Below are 23,059 nucleotides of genomic sequence, written 5' to 3'. Positions count from 1 at the left end.
AAAAAATTAAGGACATAATACAAATTCCTCTAGTTAACCCAAAAAATGAAATAAAGGGGTAGCGAAAAAACAAATGACCGAACATTACTATACCAACAAACCTTCAGTAGAAAGCAAGCCTTTTCATTTTACGTATCATCTTAGAGGCTACTCATTTCTTTTTACCTCAGATTTAGGTGTTTTCTCAAAAAGTGAAGTTGATTTTGGATCAAAATTGTTAATTGAAACATTTGTTATGCCTGAAATCTCCGGAAATATTTTAGATGTTGGTTGCGGATATGGGCCAATTGGTCTTGCACTTGCCAAAAGTTACCCGGAACGGCTTGTTGAAATGATTGATGTTAATGAAAGAGCATTGCAACTAGCAAAAATAAATAGCGAGCAAAATCGTGTAAAAAACGTCTCAATCTATCAAAGTAATCTTTTTCAAAATGTTAAAACGAACAAGTTTGCAGCAATCGTATCAAACCCGCCAATTCGTGCTGGAAAAAAAGTAGTTTATGAAATTTTCGAAAAAGCCTATGAACATTTGGCTGAAAATGGCGAGCTGTGGATTGTGATCCAAAAAAAACAAGGAGCACCGTCAGCGATAGAAAAGCTGAAATCATTGTTTAGTGAAGTTGAGACAGTTGAGAAAAAAAAGGGATATTATATCATAAAATCGAGAAAATGTTGACGGTTAATTTTGGTTATGGTAAGATTATAAAATGCCAATGAATGTACATTTGAATGAGATATGATTTCTAATTTGTGTATAAAAGAATAGGATTTGGCAAAAATGGTAAATATGGATATTTTTATTTTAATGTGCTTTCTTCTATGAATAGAAGCCTTTTTTTCTTTATTTTTATTTTTTCAGCGGTAGTACGCTCAAAACCTTTTTTCAGCAGTTGCAAGTCTTTGCCCCAAAAGCAAGAGGCTTGTTTCTAAAAAACTGCCGCAGAAAAAGGAATTGTGCTTTTTCAAATAATACGTTTTATTTTGAGGGGTGAATCAGTTGACAGGTCAACTAATTCAGTATGGACGCCACCGCCAGCGCAGAAGTTATGCGCGAATCAGCGAGGTGCTGGAATTACCAAATCTAATTGAAATTCAACTCTCTTCCTACAAATGGTTTCTTGATGAGGGATTAAGAGAGATGTTTGCAGACATCTCCCCTATTGAGGATTTTACCGGAAACCTATCACTTGAATTTATTGACTATAGTTTAGGTGAACCGAAATACTCAATAGCTGAAGCAAAGCAGCGAGATGTTACATATTCGGCACCTTTGCGGGTAAAAGTGCGTTTGATTAACAAGGAAACTGGTGAAGTTAAAGAACAAGATGTCTTCATGGGAGATTTTCCATTAATGACTGAAACGGGAACGTTTATCATTAATGGAGCCGAACGGGTTATTGTATCCCAGCTTGTTCGTTCACCAAGTGTTTATTATAGCGGCAAGATCGATAAAAACGGGAAAAAAGGTTTTTCGGCTACCGTCATCCCGAACCGCGGAGCTTGGTTAGAATATGAAACAGACGCAAAAGATGTTGTATATGTTCGTATCGACCGTACACGCAAATTGCCTGTAACTGTTTTATTGCGTGCATTAGGCTTCGGGAATGACAAAGATATTATTGATTTAATAGGCGATAATGAATACTTAAGAAATACATTGGAAAAAGACAACACAGAATCTACTGAAAAAGCTTTGTTGGAAATCTATGAGCGCCTCCGTCCAGGAGAGCCTCCAACAGTGGAAAATGCAAAGAACTTACTAGTATCGCGCTTTTTCGATCCAAAACGTTATGACTTAGCCAATGTAGGCCGTTATAAAATTAATAAAAAGCTTCATATTAAAAACCGCTTATTCAATCAGCGGATCGCGGAAACATTGGTTGATCCTGAAACAGGGGAAGTATTGGTTGAAAAAGGCGCAGTGCTAGATCGCCGTACACTCGATAAGATTTTGCCATATCTTGAAAAGAATATTGGTTTAAAAGTGTTAAAGCCTTACGGCGGTGTTTTTGAAGACGATATTACTGTTCAATCAATTAAAATCTATGCCCCTAAGGATATGGATGGGGAGAAAATTATTAATGTAATTGGCAATGCCAATGTCGATGAAAATATTAAAAATATAACACCAGCAGATATTATTGCATCAATTAGTTATTTCTTTAATCTTTTGTATCAAGTCGGCGACACCGATGATATAGATCATTTAGGCAACCGTCGTTTGCGTTCTGTCGGGGAACTATTGCAAAACCAATTTAGAATTGGGCTTTCCAGGATGGAACGTGTTGTTCGTGAACGGATGTCTATTCAAGATGCCAATAATATTACGCCACAGGCGCTAATTAATATTCGTCCAGTCATTGCAGCTATAAAAGAGTTCTTTGGAAGTTCACAGCTTTCACAATTTATGGACCAAACAAATCCGTTGGCAGAGTTAACGCATAAACGCCGCTTATCTGCTTTAGGACCTGGTGGATTAACTCGCGAACGTGCTGGATTTGAAGTGCGGGATGTTCACTATTCGCATTATGGGCGGATGTGTCCGATTGAAACACCAGAAGGTCCTAACATCGGTTTGATTAACTCGTTATCTACTTACGCGAAAGTGAATCGTTTTGGATTTATTGAAACACCTTACCGTAAAGTAGATCCTGAAACAGGTAGAGTTACAAATCAAATTGATTATTTGACTGCTGATGAGGAAGATAACTATATTGTTGCCCAAGCAAATGCAAGACTTGCAGAAGACGGTTCATTCCTCGATGAAGAAGTTGTCGTTCGTTTCCGCGGTGAAAATACAAAGGTTAAGCGAGAACTTGTTGACTATATGGACGTTTCTCCAAAACAAGTTGTATCCGCGGCAACAGCTTGTATTCCATTCTTAGAGAATGACGACTCAAACCGTGCTCTTATGGGTGCCAACATGCAGCGTCAAGCAGTTCCATTGCTCGTTCCAGAAGCGCCAATAGTTGGTACAGGAATGGAGTATGTGAATGGTAAAGATTCCGGTGCAGCTGTTATTTGCAAGCACGATGGTATCGTCGAACATGTAGAAGCAAGCTATATCCATGTTCGCCGTATTGTGGAAGTTGATGGTCAAAAAGTCAAAGGCGACCTTGATAAATATGAACTATTGAAATTTAAGCGTTCCAACCAAGGAACTTGCTATAACCAACGTCCAATTGTAAAAGTTGGCGATGAAGTGAAAAAAGGAGAAATTTTAGCAGACGGTCCGTCAATGGACAAAGGAGAACTAGCACTGGGCCGTAACGTGTTAGTTGCATTCATGACATGGGATGGCTATAACTATGAGGATGCCATCATCATGAGTGAACGTCTAGTTAAAGATGATGTTTATACATCAATCCATATTGAAGAATACGAATCTGAAGCACGTGATACAAAGCTTGGACCAGAGGAAATTACACGTGATATTCCAAACGTTGGTGAAGATGCCCTTCGCAATTTGGATGAACGTGGGATTGTACGTATTGGCGCTGAAGTGAAAGATGGGGACATCCTGGTAGGAAAAGTGACACCTAAAGGTGTAACAGAACTTTCAGCGGAAGAAAGGTTGTTGCACGCAATCTTTGGTGAGAAGGCCAGAGAAGTCCGCGATACTTCACTTCGTGTACCACATGGCGGTGGCGGAATTATCTTGGATGTAAGAATCTTTAACCGCGAAGATGGTGACGAATTACCACCAGGTGTAAACCAATTGGTACGCGTCTTTATTGTACAGAAACGTAAAATCCATGAGGGCGATAAGATGGCTGGTCGCCACGGTAACAAAGGGGTTATCTCAAGAATTCTTCCAGAAGAGGATATGCCATTCTTACCTGATGGAACTCCGATTGATATCATGTTAAATCCGTTAGGGGTACCTTCGCGGATGAATATCGGTCAGGTATTAGAGCTACATTTAGGTATGGCTGCCCGTAATCTCGGCATCCATGTTGCTTCACCGGTCTTTGATGGTGCAACTGAAGATGATGTATGGGCTACGATCGAAGAAGCAGGAATGGCGAAGGATGCGAAAACAATCCTCTATGATGGACGTACAGGAGAACCGTTTGATAATCGTGTTTCCGTTGGTATCATGTATATGATCAAGCTTGCCCACATGGTTGACGACAAATTGCATGCCCGTTCAACAGGTCCTTATTCCCTTGTTACGCAACAACCGCTTGGCGGTAAAGCGCAATTTGGTGGTCAGCGCTTTGGGGAAATGGAAGTTTGGGCACTTGAAGCATACGGGGCTGCCTATACTTTACAAGAAATCTTAACTGTAAAATCAGACGATGTCGTCGGACGCGTTAAAACATATGAAGCGATCGTCAAAGGAGAAAGTGTTCCAGAGCCTGGTGTTCCTGAATCATTTAAAGTATTGATTAAAGAACTTCAAAGCTTAGGTATGGATGTTAAAATGCTTTCTAGCGATGAAGAAGAAATTGAATTGCGCGACTTTGACGATGATGATGACAGAGAACGAGAAGTCCATTCAATGGAAACAAATGAAATTTTAAAAAATGAAGAAAAAACTGCTACGCCTGTAGAAAAATAAAAGAGGTAAATACTCTTTTGTAAACGATAAGGCTGTCCCAAATACGAATGCTATTACCACATGGAAAAGCAATGATTTGGGACAGCTATAAAGTTTCAATTTTAAGGGAGGTAGGCCCTTTGTTGGACGTAAATAATTTTGAGTATATGAAGATCGGTTTGGCATCACCAGATAAAATACGTTCATGGTCATATGGTGAAGTTAAAAAGCCGGAAACAATCAATTATCGGACATTAAAGCCAGAAAAAGACGGATTATTTTGTGAGCGCATTTTTGGTCCGACTAAAGACTGGGAATGTCATTGTGGAAAATATAAACGTGTTCGCTATAAAGGTGTAGTTTGTGACCGTTGTGGTGTTGAAGTAACCCGATCAAAAGTACGTCGTGATCGCATGGGTCATATTGAGTTGGCTGCACCAGTATCACATATTTGGTATTTCAAGGGGATTCCAAGCCGTATGGGATTGGCGCTTGATATGTCGCCGCGTGCACTTGAAGAAGTTATTTATTTTGCTTCTTATGTAGTAACGGATCCAGGAAATACACCATTGGAAAAGAAACAATTACTGTCTGAAAAAGAATATAGAACATACCGTGAAAAATATGGGCAATCGTTCCAGGCACAAATGGGTGCGGAAGCGATCAAAAAATTATTACAAGATATCGATTTAGATAAAGAAGTTGCTGCTTTAAAAGAAGAACTTGCAACAGCCCAAGGCCAACGCCGTACTCGTGCCATCAAGCGATTGGAAGTTCTTGAGGCTTTCCGCAACTCTGGAAATGATCCATCTTGGATGGTTTTAGATGTGCTCCCAGTCATTCCGCCAGAATTGCGTCCGATGGTTCAATTAGATGGAGGACGTTTTGCAACTTCTGACTTGAATGACTTATATCGTCGCGTTATTAACCGTAATAATCGTTTGAAACGCTTATTGGATTTAGGTGCTCCAAATATTATTGTCCAAAACGAAAAACGGATGCTTCAAGAAGCAGTTGATGCATTGATTGACAACGGCCGTCGCGGTCGTCCAGTAACAGGACCTGGTAACCGTCCGTTAAAATCATTATCACATATGCTAAAAGGTAAACAGGGCCGGTTCCGTCAAAACCTACTAGGTAAACGTGTAGACTATTCCGGACGTTCCGTTATCGTTGTAGGTCCGAACCTAAAAATGTATCAATGCGGATTACCGAAAGAAATGGCGTTGGAATTGTTCAAGCCATTTGTTATGAAAGAATTAGTAGCCAAAGGATTGGCACACAATATTAAGAGCGCTAAGAGAAAAATTGAAAGAGTGCAACCAGAAGTTTGGGATGTACTTGAAGAAGTTATTAAGGAACACCCTGTTCTATTAAACCGTGCCCCTACACTACATAGGCTCGGAATTCAAGCATTCGAACCAACACTAGTTGAAGGCCGTGCAATTCGCTTGCATCCACTAGTATGTACAGCCTATAATGCGGACTTTGACGGTGACCAAATGGCAGTACACGTACCGTTATCTGCAGAGGCGCAAGCGGAAGCAAGATTGTTAATGCTTGCAGCACAAAATATTTTGAACCCGAAAGATGGTAAACCAGTCGTTACACCTTCACAAGACATGGTGCTTGGAAACTACTATTTAACAATTGAACGCGCCGGAGCTATTGGTGAAGGAATGGTGTTCAAAGATACAGATGAGGCATTAATTGCATATCACAATGGCTATGTACATTTGCACAGCCGTATTGCTATTGCTGCAGGATCTTTGAAAAACGCAACTTTTACAGAAGAGCAAAATAACATGCTCTTGCTAACAACAGTTGGTAAATTAATATTTAATGAAATATTGCCAAAATCATTCCCGTACATTAATGAGCCAACGAAAGAAAACTTAGAGAACAAAACACCAGATAAATACTTTGTTCCAAAAGGTACAAATATTAAAGAAGAAATTGCAAAGCGGGAGCTTGTTGCTCCATTCAAGAAAAAGAATCTTGGAAGCATCATTGCAGAAGTGTTCAAGAGGTACCATATTACCGAAACTTCTAAAATGCTAGACCGGATGAAAGATCTTGGCTTTAAATATTCTACAAAGGCAGGTATCACCGTTGGTGTGGCTGATATTATTGTCTTGCCAGAAAAACAAGAAATTCTGCAAAAAGCAGAAGACAAGATCGCTACTGTCTTGAAACAATTCAGACGCGGTTTAATTACAGACGAAGAGCGCTATGATCGTGTTATTTCAATTTGGAGTTCTGCTAAGGATGAAATCCAGAAGAAATTGATGGATAGCCTAGATATGACGAACCCAATTTTCATGATGAGCGATTCTGGTGCACGGGGTAACGCGTCGAACTTTACACAATTAGCTGGTATGCGCGGATTGATGGCAAACCCAGCTGGACGAATCATCGAGTTGCCAATTAAGTCTAGCTTCCGAGAAGGTTTAACGGTGTTAGAGTACTTTATTTCGACACATGGTGCGCGGAAAGGTCTTGCTGACACGGCACTGAAGACAGCAGACTCAGGTTATTTGACACGACGTCTCGTCGATGTTGCCCAAGACGTAATTGTTCGTGAAGATGATTGTAAAACAGATCGCGGCTTAGTTGTGAGAACACTTAAAGATGGTACAGAAACGGTTGAAACATTGTACGAACGTCTCATAGGCCGCACAGCTTTCGAAACAGTGAAGCATCCTGAAACTGGAGAAATTTTAGTAAGAAGAAATGAACAAATCACAGAAGATATTGCTTCAGCAATTGTAAATGCGGGTATTGAAGAAGTGAAAATCAGGTCTGCATTTACTTGCGACACTCGTGCCGGTGTTTGTAAGAAATGCTATGGCCGCAACTTGGCAACTGGCCAAGATGTTGAAGTTGGTGAAGCTGTTGGTATTATCGCTGCGCAATCCATTGGTGAACCAGGTACCCAGTTAACAATGCGTACGTTCCATACTGGTGGGGTTGCAGGAGACGATATTACTCAAGGTTTGCCGCGTGTTCAAGAGCTATTTGAGGCACGCAATCCAAAAGGTCAAGCGGTTATCTCTGAGATTTCAGGTATTGTATCACAAATTAATGAAGTAAAAGATAAACAAGAAATTGTAATTCAAGGAGATGTAGAATTACGTACTTATACTGCACCATACGGTTCAAGATTAAAGGTGGCAGTAGGGGAAAAAGTTGTTGCTGGACAGGAATTAACAGAAGGTTCCATCGATCCAAAAGAGCTGCTCAAAGTACGTGGAATCGATGGCGTTCAAGAATACTTGCTTCGTGAAGTTCAAAAAGTATACCGGATGCAAGGGGTAGAAATTGGCGACAAACATATTGAAGTAATGGTACGACAAATGCTTCGCAAAGTTCGCATCGTTGATGCAGGCGACACTGAAGTCTTGCCTGGTTCGCTGTTAGATGTACATCAATTTAGAGAAGCAAATCGTGCTGTACTTCTAAAAGGTGGCCGCCCAGCTGTAGCACGTCCAGTATTGCTTGGTATTACAAAAGCTTCTCTAGAAACAGAATCGTTCTTATCCGCTGCTTCATTCCAAGAAACAACAAGAGTATTAACAGATGCAGCAATCAAAGGTAAGCGCGATGAGTTATTAGGACTTAAAGAAAATGTTATTATTGGTAAGCTTGTACCGGCAGGAACTGGAATGCTCAGATACCGTAAAGTGAAGTTTGATAAAATTCTAAATAAAGAGCAAGAAGGATCTGATCAGAAAAATTTAGTTTCAAAAGAATAAAATTATGTTATTGACATTGTTTTTTAAGAATGCTATTATAACAAAGGTATTTTTATTAAAGATGCTTTGGAGGATATTTTACATGTCTTATGAAAAAGTATCACAGGCGAAAGAGTTGGTTATTGGTACAAAACAAACTCTTAAAGCCATTAAAGAAAAACAGGTCATCGAGGTCATTATCGCTGAAGATGCAGATCAGCGAGTGACAAATAAAGTACTGGTAGCAGCAGAAGAGAATGGAATTCCTATTTTCAAAGTCGATTCGATGAAAAAGCTTGGAAAAGCTTGTGGGATAGAAGTCGGAGCTGCGACAGTAGCAATAAAAGGTTAAAAATGTTTTTGAGGAGCGGTTTTAAAGCCGCTCTATCAAAAACATTGTTTTTGACCAAAAAATGAACCACCTGGGTATGTGGACATAAAAAAGAAAGGAGGAAATCGACATGCCTACAATGAACCAATTAGTTCGCAAGGGACGTAAAAGCAAAATCGTAAAATCTAAGTCTCCTGCATTAAACAAAGGCTATAACAGCATGAAGAAAGAACAAACAAATCTTTCTTCTCCGCAAAAACGTGGAGTTTGTACTCGTGTGGGAACTATGACTCCGAAGAAGCCAAACTCAGCATTACGTAAATATGCGCGTGTCCGCTTAACAAATGGAATTGAGGTAACTGCATACATTCCTGGTATTGGACACAATCTACAAGAACACAGCGTAGTGTTGATCCGCGGCGGTCGTGTTAAGGACCTACCGGGTGTACGTTACCACATTGTACGCGGCGCATTGGATACAGCTGGTGTTAACAACCGTATGCAAGGCCGCTCAAAATATGGTACTAAGAAACCAAAAGCAGCGAAAAAATAATGGATAATAAATAAATTCGATGAAGGGAGGGTATCATATGCCACGTAAAGGTCCTGTTCCTCGCAGAGACGTATTACCTGATCCTATCTATAATTCTAAGCTTATTACTCGTTTGATTAATCAAATCATGGTAGACGGTAAAAAAGGAAAAGCGCAAACAATTCTTTACAATGCGTTTGATATTATTAGAGAACGTACTGGCAATGATCCTATGGAAGTATTCGAACAAGCACTTAAGAACATCATGCCTGTTCTTGAAGTGCGCGCTCGTCGTGTCGGCGGTGCAAACTATCAAGTACCAGTAGAAGTTCGTCCAGAACGCCGTACAACTCTAGGCTTGCGTTGGTTAGTACAATACGCACGCACTCGCGGCGAAAAAACTATGGAAGAACGTTTAGCGAACGAAATCATGGATGCAGCTAATAATACAGGTGCATCAGTGAAAAAACGCGAAGATACACACAAAATGGCAGAAGCGAACAAAGCATTCGCACACTATCGTTGGTAAAATAATCACACTTATTAATTTCCGAAGAAGGAAGGAGAAGTATAGATGGCAAGAGAGTTCTCCTTAGAAAAAACGCGTAATATCGGTATCATGGCTCACATCGATGCCGGTAAAACGACAACTACAGAACGTATTCTTTTCTATACTGGCCGTATTCATAAAATTGGAGAAACTCACGAAGGAGCTTCTCAAATGGACTGGATGGAGCAGGAGCAAGAACGTGGTATCACGATCACTTCTGCTGCAACAACAGCACAATGGAAAGGACATCGCATTAACATCATCGATACACCAGGACACGTAGACTTCACTGTAGAAGTTGAGCGTTCTCTTCGCGTATTAGATGGTGCAGTTGCAGTCCTTGATGCTCAATCAGGTGTTGAACCACAAACAGAAACAGTTTGGCGCCAAGCAACTACTTACGGCGTACCTCGTATTGTTTTTGTCAATAAAATGGACAAAATTGGTGCCGACTTCTTATATTCTGTTAAAACGCTCCATGATCGTTTAGGTGCTAATGCTCATCCAGTGCAATTGCCAATTGGAGCAGAAGACCAATTCGAAGGTATTATTGACCTTATCGAAATGAATGCAACATTCTACGGAAACGACCTTGGAACGGATATCCAAGTGAAAGAAATTCCGGAAGAATTGAAAGGTATGGCTGAAGAATACCGCGGAAAGCTCATCGAAGCTGTTGCTGAATTAGACGAAGAGCTTATGATGAAATATCTTGAAGGTGAAGAAATTTCAAACGATGAACTTAAAGCGGCTATTCGTAAAGCTACAATAAATGTAGAATTCTATCCTGTACTATGCGGTTCTGCATTTAAAAACAAAGGCGTTCAAAAAATGCTTGACGCTGTTCTTGATTATTTGCCTTCTCCTGTTGATATTCCAGCTATTAAAGGTACTTTACCTGACACAGAAGAAGAAACTACTCGCGAAGCTAGTGATGATGCACCATTCTCTGCGCTAGCATTCAAGATTATGACAGACCCATATGTAGGTAAACTTACATTCTTCCGCGTGTACTCTGGTATCTTAAATGCTGGTTCTTACGTATTGAACTCAACAAAAGGCAAACGCGAAAGAATTGGACGTATTCTACAAATGCACGCAAACCACCGCGAAGAAATCCCTGCAGTATATGCGGGTGATATCGCAGCAGCTGTTGGTTTGAAAGATACAACAACTGGGGATACACTTTGCGATGATAAGAATCCAGTTATCTTAGAGTCAATGGTATTCCCTGAACCAGTTATTTCTTTATCAGTTGAGCCAAAAACAAAAGCAGACCAAGATAAAATGGGTCTTGCTTTACAAAAGCTTGCTGAAGAAGATCCAACATTCCGTACAGAGACTAACCCAGAAACAGGACAAACAATCATCTCTGGTATGGGTGAGCTTCACTTAGATATTATCGTTGACCGTTTAAGACGTGAATTCAAAGTTGAAGCTAATGTTGGTGCACCACAAGTTTCTTATCGTGAAACATTCCGTCAAGCAGCTGAGTGCGAAGGTAAATTCGTTCGTCAGTCTGGTGGTCGCGGACAATACGGTCACGTATGGATCAAGTTCGAACCAAATGAAGAAGGTAAAGGTTTCGAATTTGTTAATGCGATCGTTGGTGGTGTAGTACCTAAAGATTACATCCCAGCTATCCAAGCTGGATTAGAAGATGCAATGAAAAATGGTGTCCTTGCAGGATATCCAATCATTGATGTAAAAGCGACATTGTTCGACGGATCTTACCATGATGTTGACTCAAGTGAAATGGCATTTAAAGTAGCTGCATCAATGGCACTAAAAGCTGCGAAAAACAAATGTAACCCAGTATTACTTGAGCCGGTCATGAAAGTAGAAGTTGTTGTCCCTGAAGAATACATGGGTGATATCATGGGTGACATCACTTCTCGTCGTGGTCGTGTAGAAGGTATGGAAGCTCGCGGTAATGCGCAAGTAGTACGTGCGATGGTACCGCTTGCTGAAATGTTTGGTTATGCAACTGCATTGCGTTCTAATACGCAAGGCCGTGGAACATATACAATGCATTTCGACCACTATGAAGAAGTGCCTAAGTCAATCGCTGACGAAATTATTAAGAAAAATACCGGCGAATAATATAAAATTGACAATGCAACCCAATTTTATGTATAGTAAGTTGGTAAATGGGAATTCTTTGAATTCCCATCCCTTACATATAAAAAATTATAAATCAATATAAATTCAAGGAGGAAATCTCTAATGGCAAAAGCTAAATTTGACCGTTCAAAACCGCACGTAAACGTCGGTACTATTGGACACGTTGACCATGGTAAAACAACTCTTACTGCTGCTATTACAGCTGTACTTGCTAAACAAGGTAAAGCAGAAGCTAAAGCTTACGATCAAATCGACGGTGCTCCTGAAGAAAGAGAACGTGGTATCACAATCTCAACTGCACACGTTGAATACGAAACTGACAAACGCCACTATGCACACGTTGACTGCCCAGGACACGCTGACTACGTTAAAAACATGATCACTGGTGCTGCGCAAATGGACGGTGCGATCCTAGTAGTATCTGCTACTGACGGTCCAATGCCACAAACTCGTGAGCACATTCTACTTTCTCGCCAAGTAGGTGTACCATACCTTGTTGTATTCTTAAACAAATGCGACATGGTTGATGACGAAGAATTATTAGAACTAGTTGAAATGGAAGTACGCGACCTATTATCAGAATATGACTTCCCAGGTGACGAAATTCCAGTAATCAGAGGTTCAGCTCTTAAAGCACTTGAAGGCGATGCAGCTTGGGAAGAAAAAATTCTTGAATTAATGAACGCAGTTGACGAGTACATTCCAGATCCAGTTCGTGAAACCGACAAGCCATTCATGATGCCAGTAGAAGACGTATTCTCAATCACTGGTCGTGGTACAGTTGCAACTGGTCGTGTAGAACGCGGTCAATTAAAAGTTGGTGACGTAGTAGAAATCGTTGGTTTAGCAGACGAACCAAAGAGCACAACTGTAACAGGTATCGAAATGTTCCGCAAGCTTCTTGACTATGCTGAAGCTGGTGACAACATCGGTGCATTGTTACGTGGTATTGCTCGTGACGAAATCGAACGCGGTCAAGTTCTTGCAAAACCAGGTTCAATCACACCACACAAATCTTTCAAAGCAGAAGTTTACGTTCTATCTAAAGAAGAAGGTGGACGTCATACTCCATTCTTCTCTAACTATCGTCCACAATTCTATTTCCGTACTACTGACGTAACTGGTATCATCAAGTTACCAGAAGGTACAGAAATGGTTATGCCTGGAGACAACGTTGAAATGCAAGTTGAACTTATCGCTCCAGTTGCGATCGAAGAAGGTACTAAATTCTCTATCCGTGAAGGCGGACGCACAGTAGGCGCTGGCGTTGTATCTTCTATCATCGAATAATATAAAATAAAAACAGTCAGCTTATGCTGGCTGTTTTTTTATGGATATAAAGAATGTTTGAATTCTAGTGAAACGATGTGAATTCAAAATAAAAAACATTTTGATACATTGGTAAAAGACTCGTTGCAAATTATATGTTAACGAAGATACAAAATCCGTATCATCCAAGACAATGATTCCGATCCTAATAGTGAATAAATAAGTAACTAGTATTATTTTAAGAAGTTCTCAACTAATACCTTTGTGTTTTTTGCAGGTGAAAAATACATAGTATTGCAGAATCGAATACAGAGAATTGCAACTTGACACGGAGCCTCTGCGGGCATGATTTCTAAGCCAGGAAGCCAGTATTATCAAGGACTGGCTTCACCATAAAAGGCTATCATGCCCGCTACTCCGTGTAAAGTTACTACAGAGCAACTGCACTGCAAAACTATGTATTTTTATTTTGCAATATACACCTTTGATCTTTATAATATAACTTAACTATTATAGGGGTGCTTGCCACTTTAGTCTTCAATTTTTCACTTAATCGATTGATCTTGATTTGTATTGAAGGAGTGCGCAAATAATCCACTCTAGGTGAAGTTATTTTTTCTTGAAGGATTCACACTTTCTCGCTTCTTATCAAATCCTAAAAAATAGATTTGTGGCTTAATTTATTACATCCAAACAAAATAAATAAAGTTCATTTCTATAAAGTATTGTAATTCCTCAGCTTGAAGCTCTAAAACACTCTTTATCATATGACCTCTTAAACAATAAAGGACATCCTCTTCATAGTTTCTTCCACCTTTCTTCTATTAATAATAAAACTGTTAAAAATAAAATTGTAACTTTACTACATAAGTATACAAAATTGTCTGCAACGACAGCTTTCTTACTTGTTAAAAGATCAAAATAAACACCTATATTCACATCTTCATTTTCCAAAAGACGCTACCCTTATCTTTAAATTTATTTGAATTGTAAGACAATTGCTATTTAACTTGTATTCCGCCTATTACCTATGTATAATGTAAAAAGTGTCTGATGGAATTATGAAAAATGTCAATCATTGTTGCATTCACTTGAATATTTTTATATAATAGTGGATGTTGGTCATTTTAGCTATGATGTGGAAGGTTGCTGACACACCCGGCCCCTTTGCCATGGCGGGTTGGAAGGAAATTTCCACGGAGTATGTCTATTCTTAAAATGGGCGAAAAGGAGGGAAAATAATGGCAAAAGAAAAAATTCGTATTCGTTTAAAAGCTTACGATCACAGAATTCTTGATCAATCAGCAGAGAAAATTGTTGAAACTGCAAAGCGTTCAGGCGCTAATGTATCAGGTCCGATTCCGTTGCCAACAGAGAAATCTGTATACACAATTCTTCGGGCTGTCCATAAATACAAAGATTCTCGTGAGCAATTTGAAATGCGTACACATAAACGCTTAATTGACATCATTAATCCAACTCCACAAACAGTTGATTCATTAATGCGTTTAGATTTGCCATCAGGTGTTGATATTGAAATTAAACTTTAATTCATAATAAAAAAATTATTAATTGCAGGAGGTGTGACTGATGACCAAAGGAATCTTAGGAAGAAAAATTGGCATGACACAAATTTTTAATGAAAATGGTGACTTAATCCCAGTTACAGTTATTCAAGCGGAACCAAACATTGTGCTTCAGAAGAAAACTGTTGAAACAGATGGCTATGAGGCAATCCAATTAGGCTTTGCTGATAAAAAAGAATCAAGAGCAAACAAGCCTGAAAAAGGTCATGCTGCTAAAGCCAATACAACTCCTAAGCGCTTCATCCGTGAAATCCGCGGTGTTAACGTTGGGGAATACGAAGTTGGTCAAGAAGTCAAAGTTGATTTATTTACAGAAGGAGAACTTGTTGACGTAACAGGAACATCAAAAGGTAAAGGGTTCCAAGGTGCTATTAAACGTCATAATCAAGGACGCGGTCCTATGTCTCACGGTTCTCGTTATCATCGTCGTCCTGGTTCAATGGGACCTATTGCTCCAAACCGAGTAGTAAAAGGTAAAGCTCTTCCAGGACAAATGGGCGGAGAACAAGTAACTGTTCAAAACCTTGAAGTTGTTAAAGTTGATGTAGAGCGCAACCTTTTATTAATCAAAGGTAATGTGCCAGGAGCGAAGAAAAGTTTCGTAAAAATTCAGAGTGCGGTTAAAGGTAGCAAATAATTGTTCGGAAAGGAGGAAATGTAATGCCTAAAGTAGCACTTTATAATCAAGCAGGTTCACAAGTCGGTGAGATTGAACTTTCTGATGCGGTATTTGGAATTGAGCCTAACAACAACGTTCTTTTTGATGCGATTATTATGCAGCGTGCATCAAGACGCCAAGGTACTCATAAAGTGAAAAACCGCGCGGAAGTTAGCGGCGGCGGTAGAAAACCATGGCGCCAAAAAGGAACAGGACGTGCACGTCAAGGTTCCATTCGTGCTCCTCAATGGAGAGGTGGGGGTACAGTATTTGGTCCAACACCTAGAAGCTATGCTTACAAGCTTCCAAAGAAAGTTCGTCGCTTAGCTATTAAATCAGCTCTATCTACTAAAGTATTGGACAATGATTTAGTAGTATTAGATCAATTAACAATTGAAGCTCCAAAAACAAAAGAAATGGTAAAAGTATTAAACGCCCTTTCTTTAGATAAAAAAGTATTAATTGTAACAGCTGATCAAGACCAAACAGTTGAATTATCAGCTCGCAATATTCCTGGAATCACAGTAGTAGATGCGAATGGCATTAATGTATTGGATGTAATGAGCCATGATAAAATGCTAATTACGAAAGAAGCAGCTGAAAAAGTAGGGGAGGTGCTTGCATAATGAAAGATCCACGCGATATAATTAAGCGCCCCGTTATTACAGAACGTTCTACAGAACTAATGGCTGACAAAAAATATACATTTGAAGTAGATACAAGAGCTAATAAAACAGAAGTGAAACAAGCTGTTGAAACGATTTTTGGTGTTAAAGTTGAAAAAGTCAACATCCAAAATTATAAAGGAAAATTCAAACGAGTTGGCCGTTTTACAGGTACAACACCTAAACGTAAAAAAGCAATTGTTAAATTAACAGCAGACAGCAAAGAAATCGAATTTTTTGAAGCTTAATTAATAAGAGAAGGAGGGAAACCGAAATGGCGATTAAGAAGTATAATCCTACGTCAAACGGTCGTCGCGGTATGTCAGTTCTTGATTTCTCTGAAATCACAACTGATAAACCGGAAAAATCATTGCTTGCACCGTTGCACAAAAAAGGCGGTCGTAACAACCAAGGTAAAATCACAACACGTCATCAAGGCGGCGGTCATAAACGTCAATATCGTATCATTGACTTTAAACGCGATAAAGACGGAATACCAGGACGCGTTGCTACAATCGAATATGATCCAAACCGTACAGCTAACATTGCATTAATCAACTACGTTGACGGTGAAAAACGTTACATTATTGCGCCAAAAGGTTTACAAGTTGGTCAAGAAATCATCTCAGGTCCAGATGCGGATATTAAAATCGGTAATGCATTACCATTAGCAAATATCCCTGTTGGTACAGTTGTTCATAATATTGAATTGAAACCAGGACGCGGTGGACAATTAGTTCGTTCTGCAGGTGCAGAAGCTCAAGTTTTAGGTAAAGAAGGCAAATACGTATTAGTTCGCTTAACATCTGGTGAAGTACGTCAAATCCTAGCAACTTGCCGCGCAACAATCGGTCAAGTCGGAAATCTTGAGCACGAGCTAGTTAACATCGGTAAAGCAGGCCGCTCTCGTTGGTTAGGTATTCGTCCAACTGTTCGCGGATCTGTAATGAACCCTAATGACCATCCACACGGTGGTGGTGAAGGTAAAGCACCTATCGGACGTAAATCACCAATGTCACCATGGGGTAAACCAACACTTGGATACAAAACGCGTAAGAAAAATAAAGCGTCAGACAAATTTATCGTTCGTCGTCGTAAAAAATAATGAGATTGTTCTGCGGTTCGTTCGAACCGTGGCGCAATCACGAAGGGAGGTTCATACATGGGTCGCAGCTTGAAAAAAGGACCATTTGTTGATGATCACTTAATGAAAAAAGTTGTAGCATTAAATGAGGCAAATAAAAAACAAGTAATTAAAACTTGGTCTCGTCGTTCAACAATTTTCCCAGAGTTTATCGGGCATACAATTGCTGTTTATGATGGACGTAAACATGTGCCTGTATACATTACAGAAGACATGGTAGGCCATAAACTAGGTGAGTTCGCTCCAACTCGTACTTACAAAGGCCATGCGGATGACGACAAGAAAACTAAACGCTAATAGAGAGGAGGTACTTGAATGGAAGTTAAAGAAGCTAAAGCCGTAGCAAGAACTGTTCGGATTGCTCCTCGTAAAGCTCGTCTTGTAATTGACTTAATTCGAGGTAAGCAAGTAGGTGAAGCAATTGCTATTCTTCGCCATACACCAAAAGCTGCATCGCCGATTATCGAAAAAGTATTAAAATCAGCGATTGCAAATGCAGAACATAACTATGAAATGGACGCTAATAATTTAGTAATTTCTAAAGCATATGTTGATGAAGGTCCGACATTGAAACGTTTCCGTCCACGTGCACAAGGCCGTGCAAGCAGAATCAACAAACGCACAAGCCATATTACAGTGGTTGTATCTGAAAAGTAAGGAGGGATAGTAGTGGGTCAAAAAGTAAATCCAAACGGTCTACGTATCGGCATTATTCGTGACTGGGAATCAAGATGGTTCGCAGGCAAAGACTATGCTGATTTATTGCATGAAGATATTAAAATCCGTGAATACATTTATAAACGTTTATCAGATGCAGCTGTATCTAAAATCGAGATCGAACGTGCTGCAAATCGTGTAAATATTGCTATTCATACTGCTAAGCCAGGAATGGTTATCGGTAAAGGTGGAGCTGAAGTAGAAGCATTACGTAAAGCTCTAAATGAATTAACACAAAAACGTGTTCACATCAACATCGTTGAAGTGAAAAAAGCAGATCTTGATGCAAAATTAGTTGCTGAAAATATTGCTCGTCAATTAGAAAATCGCGTATCATTCCGTCGTGCACAAAAACAAGCAATTCAACGCGCTATGCGTGCTGGCGCAAAAGGAATCAGAACAATGGTTTCCGGTCGTCTTGGCGGAGCTGATATCGCTCGTTCAGAACACTATAGTGAAGGTACTGTACCACTTCATACTTTACGTGCAGATATTGATTACGGAACTGCAGAAGCGGACACAACTTACGGTAAGCTTGGTGTAAAAGTATGGATTTATCGTGGTGAAGTTCTTCCTACAAAGAAAAAACAAGGGAAAGAAAAGGAAGGAGGCAACCAATAATGTTAATGCCTAAACGCGTTAAGTACCGCAGGGAACACCGTGGCAGAATGCGTGGACGTGCAAAAGGCGGTACTGAAGTACATTTTGGTGAATATGGCCTACAATCTCTTGAGGCATCATGGATCACAAACCGCCAAATTGAGGCTGCTCGTCGTGCGATGACACGTTATATGAGACGTGGTGGTAAAGTATGGATTAAAATCTTCCCATCTAAACCATACACAGCAAAACCTCTAGAAGTGCGGATGGGTTCCGGTAAAGGTGCTCCTGAAGGTTGGGTTGCAGTAGTTAAGCCTGGTAAAGTAATGTTTGAAGTTGCTGGTGTATCAGAAGAAGTAGCTCGTGAAGCTTTACGTTTAGCCTCTCACAAGCTGCCTGTTAAATGTAAGTTTGTAAAACGTGAAGATATTGGTGGTGAAACAAATGAAGGCTAAAGAAATCCGTGAATTAACCACTGCCGAAGTAGAACAAAAAATTAAATCATTAAAAGAAGAATTATTTAACCTTCGTTTCCAGCTTGCAACTGGACAATTAGAAAACACTGCTCGTATTCGTGAAGTGCGTAAAGCTATTGCACGTATGAAAACGATTATTCGTGAACGCGAACTTGGTGTTAACAATCGATAATCGAGAGGAGGTTAGCGTAAATGAGCGAACGCAACCAACGTAAAGTATACGTAGGTCGGGTTGTATCTGATAAAATGGATAAGACGATTACCGTATTAGTTGAAACTTATAAAAAACATCCAAAATACGGCAAGCGTGTAAAATACTCTAAAAAGTACAAAGCCCATGATGAAAACAATCAAGCAAAAGTAGGCGACATCGTAAAAATCATGGAGACTCGTCCACTTTCAGCTACAAAACGATTCCGTTTAGTAGAAATCGTAGAAGAAGCTGTTATCATTTAATTTAAAGATCGGTTAAACAATAATTGATCCGAAAGGAGGTACTCATCGATGATTCAAACAGAATCTCGTTTGAAAGTTGCTGACAACTCAGGTGCACGTGAAGTGCTAACTATTAAAGTTCTTGGTGGTTCTAACAAAAAGACAGCTAATATTGGTGATATTATTGTATGCACTGTCAAACAAGCAACACCAGGAGGCGTTGTCAAAAAAGGTGACGTTGTTAAAGCTGTAGTTGTTCGCACAAAAAGAGGAGTGCGCCGTGCAGACGGTTCATATATTCGATTTGATGAAAATGCTTGCGTAATTATCCGTGAAGATAAGAGCCCACGTGGTACTCGTATTTTCGGCCCTGTTGCCCGTGAATTACGCGACAAAAACTTTATGAAAATCGTATCATTAGCTCCAGAAGTACTATAAAAAAGATTTCTATATGGCCTTGAAGGAGGTGTCTAACAGATGCATGTAAAAAAAGGTGACAAAGTTCAAGTGATCTCTGGAAAAGACAAAGGTAAACAAGGAGTTGTCCTTGCGGCATATCCGAAAAAAGACCGTGTCTTAGTAGAAGGTGTGAACATCGTTAAAAAACACTCAAAGCCTACTCAAATGAATCCTCAAGGTGGAATCATTAGCAAAGAGGCACCTATTCATGTATCAAACGTAATGCCGATCGACCCTAAAACTGGCAAGCCTACCCGTGTAGGTTACAAAGTTATCGATGGCAAAAAAGTACGTATTGCAAAACGTTCAGGTGAAGTATTGGATAAATAGTTCGTTATGAAAGGAGGTCCCTACACGTGAATCGCCTAAAAGAAAAATATTTAAAAGAAGTAGTACCAGCTCTTATGAGCAAATTCAACTATAAATCAATTATGCAAGCACCTAAAATTGAAAAAATTGTAATCAATATGGGTGTGGGTGATGCTGTTCAAAATTCAAAAGCACTTGATAATGCAGTAGAAGAATTAGCAGCAATCTCAGGACAAAAACCTGTAGTAACAAGAGCAAAAAAATCAATCGCAGGTTTCAGATTACGTGAAGGAATGCCGATTGGCGCGAAAGTAACACTTCGCGGTGAGCGCATGTATGAATTCCTTGACAAGTTGGTTTCAGTTTCCCTGCCTCGTGTACGTGACTTTAGAGGTGTTTCTAAAAAATCATTTGATGGTCGCGGAAACTATACTTTAGGTATTAAAGAACAATTGATTTTCCCTGAAATTGATTACGATAAAGTTGCAAAAGTACGTGGTATGGATATCGTTATCGTAACTACTGCTAAAACAGACGAAGAAGCTCGCGAGTTATTAGCTCAATTGGGCATGCCGTTCCAAAAGTAATGTAAAAAGGAGGGAAATTCGTGGCCAAAAAATCAATGATCGCTAAGCAAAAACGTCCGCAAAAGTTTGCTGTGCGCGAATATACACGTTGTGAACGCTGCGGCCGCCCGCACTCAGTGTATCGCAAATTCAGACTTTGCCGGATTTGTTTCCGTGAACTAGCCTATGCTGGTCAAATTCCTGGGGTTAAAAAAGCAAGTTGGTAATACCGTTAATTTGGGAAGGAGGTAAAAAATATGGTTATGACTGATCCTATTGCAGATATGCTTACTCGCATCCGTAATGCGAACATGGTCCGTCACGAAAAACTTGAAATTCCTGCATCAAAACTTAAAAGAGAAATCGCGGAAATTCTTAAGCGTGAAGGATTCATTCGTGACGTTGAATATATCGAAGATAATAAGCAAGGAATTATCCGTATTTTCCTTAAATACGGTCCGAATAATGAACGTGTAATCACTGGCCTAAAACGCATCAGCAAGCCGGGCCTACGTGTGTATGCAAAAGCTAACGAAGTACCTCGCGTACTAAATGGATTAGGTATTGCAATCATTTCAACATCTAGTGGTGTTTTAACTGATAAAGATGCTCGTGCTAAAAAAATCGGTGGAGAAGTATTAGCATACGTTTGGTAAGAATTTGTTGTGAATGGAGGTGTAACAGATGTCTCGTATTGGTAAGAAAATACTTGAGATCCCAGAAGGGGTTACGTTAACGAATAATAATAACGTAGTAACAGTAAAAGGACCAAAAGGCGAATTAACACGTGCTTTTCATCCAGATATGACTATTAAAGTTGAAGGTAACATTCTTACAGTAGAACGTCCTTCTGACGATAAAGAACATCGTTCATTGCATGGTACGACACGTGCGATTCTTGGTAACATGGTTGAAGGTGTTACGAAAGGTTTTGAAAAATCACTTGAGTTGATCGGGGTCGGTTACCGCGCATCTAAATCAGGTAATAAACTTGTACTTAACGTTGGGTATTCACATCCTGTAGAAATTCAACCTGAACAAGGAATTGAGATTGAAGTTCCAGCAAATACAAAAATCATCGTAAAAGGTATCGACAAAGAACGTGTTGGTGCAGTTGCTGCGAACATTCGCGCTGTACGTCCACCAGAGCCATATAAAGGCAAAGGTATCCGTTACGAAGGTGAATATGTACGTCGTAAGGAAGGTAAAACTGCGAAGAAATAATGCTTCTTAGTGCATAAGAAAGGAGTGAAACCGAATGATTACTAAACTTGATAAAAATGCTGTTCGTAAAAAAAGACATGCTCGTATTCGTTCAAAAGTTAAGGGAACTCCAGAACGTCCACGTTTAAACGTATTCCGTTCGAATCAGCATATTTACGCTCAATTGATCGATGATGTAAATCAAGTTACATTGGCAAGCGCATCAACACTTGAAAAAGATTTAAATCTTGAATCAACAGGAAATATTGCAGCAGCACAAAAGGTCGGAGAGCTAGTTGCAAAACGTGCGTTAGAAAAAGGTATTAAAGAAGTAGTCTTTGACCGTGGCGGCTATTTATACCATGGTAGAGTAAAAGCACTAGCTGATTCAGCACGTGAAGCTGGACTAGAATTCTAATTAAAAAGGAGGGAAATATTTTAATGCGTCGTATTGATCCGAATAAATTAGAGCTTGAAGAGCGCGTAGTAACCGTAAACCGTGTAGCAAAAGTTGTTAAAGGTGGTCGTCGCTTCCGCTTTGCTGCGCTTGTAGTAGTTGGCGATAAAAATGGCCATGTAGGTTTTGGAACAGGTAAGGCACAAGAAGTACCAGATGCAATTCGTAAAGCAATCGAAGATGCGAAGAAAAACTTAATTAGCGTACCAATCGTTGGCACAACTATTCCGCATGAAGTGGTCGGTCATTTTGGTGCAGGAAATGTATTATTAAAGCCAGCTTCTGAAGGTACAGGTGTTATCGCTGGTGGTCCTGTTCGTGCGGTGCTTGAATTAGCAGGTATCGGCGATATTCTTTCTAAATCATTAGGTTCTAACACTCCTATTAACATGGTACGTGCTACAATGGAAGGGTTAAAATCATTAAAACGTGCTAATGATGTTGCGAAGTTACGTGGCAAAACTGTAGAAGAACTGTTAGGATAAGGAGGGAAAGAAATGGCTAAAAAACTTCAAATCACCCTCAAACGCAGTGTTATTGGTCGTCCAGAAGATCAAAGAGCCACTGTAAAAACATTAGGTTTACGGAAGATTCGTCAAACAGTCGTTCACGAAGACAATCCAGCAATTCGTGGAATGATTAATAAAGTGTCTCATTTAGTAACTGTTGAAGAAATTTAAATAGAAAAGCTAATTGAAGAG

General features: G+C 39.7%; 28 protein-coding genes. All 28 read left to right on the top strand.

Annotation, left to right across the window (positions count from 1 at the left end; translation table 11 throughout):
- The first annotated feature begins 73 nt into the window (after positions 1 to 73).
- Positions 74 to 676: a class I SAM-dependent methyltransferase gene (locus HR057_RS12630; RefSeq protein ID WP_173731805.1), complete on the top strand. Its 603-nt coding sequence runs from the start codon at positions 74 to 76 to the stop codon at positions 674 to 676.
- 321 nt (positions 677 to 997) lie between these two features.
- Entirely contained in the window at positions 998 to 4,564 is a 3,567-nt protein-coding gene (gene rpoB / locus HR057_RS12625; protein WP_173731804.1) for a DNA-directed RNA polymerase subunit beta, read from the top strand.
- Between the two features lie 119 nt (positions 4,565 to 4,683).
- Positions 4,684 to 8,298: a DNA-directed RNA polymerase subunit beta' gene (gene rpoC, locus HR057_RS12620; protein WP_173731803.1), complete on the top strand. Its 3,615-nt coding sequence runs from the start codon at positions 4,684 to 4,686 to the stop codon at positions 8,296 to 8,298.
- Positions 8,299 to 8,380: 82 nt separating this feature from the next.
- Entirely contained in the window at positions 8,381 to 8,629 is a 249-nt protein-coding gene (locus tag HR057_RS12615; protein WP_173731802.1) for a 50S ribosomal protein L7ae-like protein, read from the top strand.
- A gap of 109 nt (positions 8,630 to 8,738) precedes the next feature.
- Positions 8,739 to 9,161, top strand: a complete 423-nt coding sequence (gene rpsL, locus HR057_RS12610) for a 30S ribosomal protein S12 (protein WP_173731801.1) — start codon at positions 8,739 to 8,741, stop codon at positions 9,159 to 9,161.
- Between the two features lie 37 nt (positions 9,162 to 9,198).
- On the top strand, positions 9,199 to 9,669 hold the full coding sequence (gene rpsG, locus HR057_RS12605) for a 30S ribosomal protein S7 (protein ID WP_173731800.1): 471 nt from the start codon (positions 9,199 to 9,201) through the stop codon (positions 9,667 to 9,669).
- 45 nt (positions 9,670 to 9,714) lie between these two features.
- Positions 9,715 to 11,793, top strand: coding sequence for an elongation factor G (gene fusA, locus HR057_RS12600; protein WP_173731799.1), 2,079 nt, complete (start codon positions 9,715 to 9,717; stop codon positions 11,791 to 11,793).
- A 123-nt stretch (positions 11,794 to 11,916) separates the two neighbouring features.
- Positions 11,917 to 13,104 carry an elongation factor Tu gene (gene tuf, locus HR057_RS12595; protein ID WP_173731798.1) on the top strand — a complete coding sequence of 396 codons (1,188 nt, stop codon included), beginning with the start codon at positions 11,917 to 11,919 and terminating at the stop codon, positions 13,102 to 13,104.
- Positions 13,105 to 14,324: 1,220 nt separating this feature from the next.
- Positions 14,325 to 14,633, top strand: coding sequence for a 30S ribosomal protein S10 (rpsJ, locus tag HR057_RS12590; RefSeq protein WP_017754864.1), 309 nt, complete (start codon positions 14,325 to 14,327; stop codon positions 14,631 to 14,633).
- Positions 14,634 to 14,673: 40 nt separating this feature from the next.
- On the top strand, positions 14,674 to 15,306 hold the full coding sequence (gene rplC / locus HR057_RS12585; protein ID WP_173731797.1) for a 50S ribosomal protein L3: 633 nt from the start codon (positions 14,674 to 14,676) through the stop codon (positions 15,304 to 15,306).
- 23 nt (positions 15,307 to 15,329) lie between these two features.
- Positions 15,330 to 15,953 (top strand): 50S ribosomal protein L4, encoded by a 624-nt coding sequence (rplD, locus tag HR057_RS12580; protein WP_173731796.1) that lies wholly within the window; start codon positions 15,330 to 15,332, stop codon positions 15,951 to 15,953.
- Positions 15,953 to 16,240, top strand: coding sequence for a 50S ribosomal protein L23 (gene rplW / locus HR057_RS12575; RefSeq protein ID WP_173731795.1), 288 nt, complete (start codon positions 15,953 to 15,955; stop codon positions 16,238 to 16,240). The genes rplD and rplW overlap by 1 nt, the downstream gene beginning before the upstream one ends.
- 26 nt (positions 16,241 to 16,266) lie before the next feature.
- The gene (rplB, locus tag HR057_RS12570; RefSeq protein WP_173731794.1) at positions 16,267 to 17,097 is read left to right on the top strand and encodes a 50S ribosomal protein L2; all 831 of its coding nucleotides are present in this window, start codon (positions 16,267 to 16,269) and stop codon (positions 17,095 to 17,097) included.
- 57 nt (positions 17,098 to 17,154) lie between these two features.
- On the top strand, positions 17,155 to 17,433 hold the full coding sequence (gene rpsS, locus HR057_RS12565; RefSeq protein WP_173731793.1) for a 30S ribosomal protein S19: 279 nt from the start codon (positions 17,155 to 17,157) through the stop codon (positions 17,431 to 17,433).
- A gap of 18 nt (positions 17,434 to 17,451) precedes the next feature.
- On the top strand, positions 17,452 to 17,793 hold the full coding sequence (gene rplV / locus HR057_RS12560) for a 50S ribosomal protein L22 (RefSeq protein ID WP_173731792.1): 342 nt from the start codon (positions 17,452 to 17,454) through the stop codon (positions 17,791 to 17,793).
- A 12-nt stretch (positions 17,794 to 17,805) separates the two neighbouring features.
- The gene (gene rpsC, locus HR057_RS12555) at positions 17,806 to 18,474 is read left to right on the top strand and encodes a 30S ribosomal protein S3 (protein ID WP_173731791.1); all 669 of its coding nucleotides are present in this window, start codon (positions 17,806 to 17,808) and stop codon (positions 18,472 to 18,474) included.
- A complete protein-coding gene (rplP, locus tag HR057_RS12550; protein ID WP_173731790.1) occupies positions 18,474 to 18,908 on the top strand; it encodes a 50S ribosomal protein L16 in 435 nt (144 codons plus the stop codon). The genes rpsC and rplP overlap by 1 nt, the downstream gene beginning before the upstream one ends.
- Positions 18,898 to 19,101, top strand: a complete 204-nt coding sequence (rpmC, locus tag HR057_RS12545; protein ID WP_173731789.1) for a 50S ribosomal protein L29 — start codon at positions 18,898 to 18,900, stop codon at positions 19,099 to 19,101. Before rplP ends, rpmC begins: the two co-directional genes overlap by 11 nt.
- A gap of 20 nt (positions 19,102 to 19,121) precedes the next feature.
- Positions 19,122 to 19,385, top strand: a complete 264-nt coding sequence (rpsQ, locus tag HR057_RS12540) for a 30S ribosomal protein S17 (protein ID WP_173731788.1) — start codon at positions 19,122 to 19,124, stop codon at positions 19,383 to 19,385.
- A 48-nt stretch (positions 19,386 to 19,433) separates the two neighbouring features.
- On the top strand, positions 19,434 to 19,802 hold the full coding sequence (gene rplN / locus HR057_RS12535) for a 50S ribosomal protein L14 (protein WP_173731787.1): 369 nt from the start codon (positions 19,434 to 19,436) through the stop codon (positions 19,800 to 19,802).
- Between the two features lie 39 nt (positions 19,803 to 19,841).
- Positions 19,842 to 20,153 (top strand): 50S ribosomal protein L24, encoded by a 312-nt coding sequence (gene rplX, locus HR057_RS12530; protein WP_173731786.1) that lies wholly within the window; start codon positions 19,842 to 19,844, stop codon positions 20,151 to 20,153.
- A gap of 26 nt (positions 20,154 to 20,179) precedes the next feature.
- Positions 20,180 to 20,719: a 50S ribosomal protein L5 gene (gene rplE / locus HR057_RS12525; protein ID WP_173731785.1), complete on the top strand. Its 540-nt coding sequence runs from the start codon at positions 20,180 to 20,182 to the stop codon at positions 20,717 to 20,719.
- A gap of 20 nt (positions 20,720 to 20,739) precedes the next feature.
- Positions 20,740 to 20,925: a type Z 30S ribosomal protein S14 gene (locus tag HR057_RS12520; protein ID WP_173731784.1), complete on the top strand. Its 186-nt coding sequence runs from the start codon at positions 20,740 to 20,742 to the stop codon at positions 20,923 to 20,925.
- 30 nt (positions 20,926 to 20,955) lie between these two features.
- Positions 20,956 to 21,354 (top strand): 30S ribosomal protein S8, encoded by a 399-nt coding sequence (gene rpsH / locus HR057_RS12515; RefSeq protein WP_173731783.1) that lies wholly within the window; start codon positions 20,956 to 20,958, stop codon positions 21,352 to 21,354.
- Between the two features lie 28 nt (positions 21,355 to 21,382).
- The gene (gene rplF / locus HR057_RS12510) at positions 21,383 to 21,922 is read left to right on the top strand and encodes a 50S ribosomal protein L6 (RefSeq protein WP_173731782.1); all 540 of its coding nucleotides are present in this window, start codon (positions 21,383 to 21,385) and stop codon (positions 21,920 to 21,922) included.
- Positions 21,923 to 21,956: 34 nt separating this feature from the next.
- Positions 21,957 to 22,319, top strand: coding sequence for a 50S ribosomal protein L18 (rplR, locus tag HR057_RS12505; RefSeq protein ID WP_173731781.1), 363 nt, complete (start codon positions 21,957 to 21,959; stop codon positions 22,317 to 22,319).
- A gap of 23 nt (positions 22,320 to 22,342) precedes the next feature.
- Positions 22,343 to 22,843: a 30S ribosomal protein S5 gene (rpsE, locus tag HR057_RS12500; RefSeq protein WP_173731780.1), complete on the top strand. Its 501-nt coding sequence runs from the start codon at positions 22,343 to 22,345 to the stop codon at positions 22,841 to 22,843.
- A 12-nt stretch (positions 22,844 to 22,855) separates the two neighbouring features.
- Entirely contained in the window at positions 22,856 to 23,038 is a 183-nt protein-coding gene (gene rpmD, locus HR057_RS12495; RefSeq protein ID WP_173731779.1) for a 50S ribosomal protein L30, read from the top strand.
- Positions 23,039 to 23,059 lie beyond the last annotated feature (21 nt).

The sequence above is a fragment of the Calidifontibacillus erzurumensis genome, assembly GCF_013303125.1.
GTDB lineage: Bacteria > Bacillota > Bacilli > Bacillales > Bacillaceae_J > Calidifontibacillus > Calidifontibacillus erzurumensis.
Note: the sequence above shows the minus strand (reverse complement) of the source record. Positions and strands in the feature narration are given on the sequence as shown.

Coding starts and splice junctions, on each gene's coding strand:
- rpsG (WP_173731800.1), top strand. CDS start 9,199: ATGCCACGTAAAGGTCCTGTTCCTCGCAGAGACGTATTACCTGATCCT.
- rplF (WP_173731782.1), top strand. CDS start 21,383: ATGTCTCGTATTGGTAAGAAAATACTTGAGATCCCAGAAGGGGTTACG.
- tuf (WP_173731798.1), top strand. CDS start 11,917: ATGGCAAAAGCTAAATTTGACCGTTCAAAACCGCACGTAAACGTCGGT.
- rplW (WP_173731795.1), top strand. CDS start 15,953: ATGAAAGATCCACGCGATATAATTAAGCGCCCCGTTATTACAGAACGT.
- fusA (WP_173731799.1), top strand. CDS start 9,715: ATGGCAAGAGAGTTCTCCTTAGAAAAAACGCGTAATATCGGTATCATG.
- HR057_RS12615 (WP_173731802.1), top strand. CDS start 8,381: ATGTCTTATGAAAAAGTATCACAGGCGAAAGAGTTGGTTATTGGTACA.
- rplC (WP_173731797.1), top strand. CDS start 14,674: ATGACCAAAGGAATCTTAGGAAGAAAAATTGGCATGACACAAATTTTT.
- rplR (WP_173731781.1), top strand. CDS start 21,957: ATGATTACTAAACTTGATAAAAATGCTGTTCGTAAAAAAAGACATGCT.
- rplB (WP_173731794.1), top strand. CDS start 16,267: ATGGCGATTAAGAAGTATAATCCTACGTCAAACGGTCGTCGCGGTATG.
- rplX (WP_173731786.1), top strand. CDS start 19,842: ATGCATGTAAAAAAAGGTGACAAAGTTCAAGTGATCTCTGGAAAAGAC.
- rpsH (WP_173731783.1), top strand. CDS start 20,956: ATGGTTATGACTGATCCTATTGCAGATATGCTTACTCGCATCCGTAAT.
- rplP (WP_173731790.1), top strand. CDS start 18,474: ATGTTAATGCCTAAACGCGTTAAGTACCGCAGGGAACACCGTGGCAGA.
- rpsJ (WP_017754864.1), top strand. CDS start 14,325: ATGGCAAAAGAAAAAATTCGTATTCGTTTAAAAGCTTACGATCACAGA.
- rpmD (WP_173731779.1), top strand. CDS start 22,856: ATGGCTAAAAAACTTCAAATCACCCTCAAACGCAGTGTTATTGGTCGT.
- rpsS (WP_173731793.1), top strand. CDS start 17,155: ATGGGTCGCAGCTTGAAAAAAGGACCATTTGTTGATGATCACTTAATG.
- rpsL (WP_173731801.1), top strand. CDS start 8,739: ATGCCTACAATGAACCAATTAGTTCGCAAGGGACGTAAAAGCAAAATC.
- HR057_RS12630 (WP_173731805.1), top strand. CDS start 74: ATGACCGAACATTACTATACCAACAAACCTTCAGTAGAAAGCAAGCCT.
- rplN (WP_173731787.1), top strand. CDS start 19,434: ATGATTCAAACAGAATCTCGTTTGAAAGTTGCTGACAACTCAGGTGCA.
- rpsE (WP_173731780.1), top strand. CDS start 22,343: ATGCGTCGTATTGATCCGAATAAATTAGAGCTTGAAGAGCGCGTAGTA.
- rplV (WP_173731792.1), top strand. CDS start 17,452: ATGGAAGTTAAAGAAGCTAAAGCCGTAGCAAGAACTGTTCGGATTGCT.
- rplD (WP_173731796.1), top strand. CDS start 15,330: ATGCCTAAAGTAGCACTTTATAATCAAGCAGGTTCACAAGTCGGTGAG.
- rpmC (WP_173731789.1), top strand. CDS start 18,898: ATGAAGGCTAAAGAAATCCGTGAATTAACCACTGCCGAAGTAGAACAA.
- rpsQ (WP_173731788.1), top strand. CDS start 19,122: ATGAGCGAACGCAACCAACGTAAAGTATACGTAGGTCGGGTTGTATCT.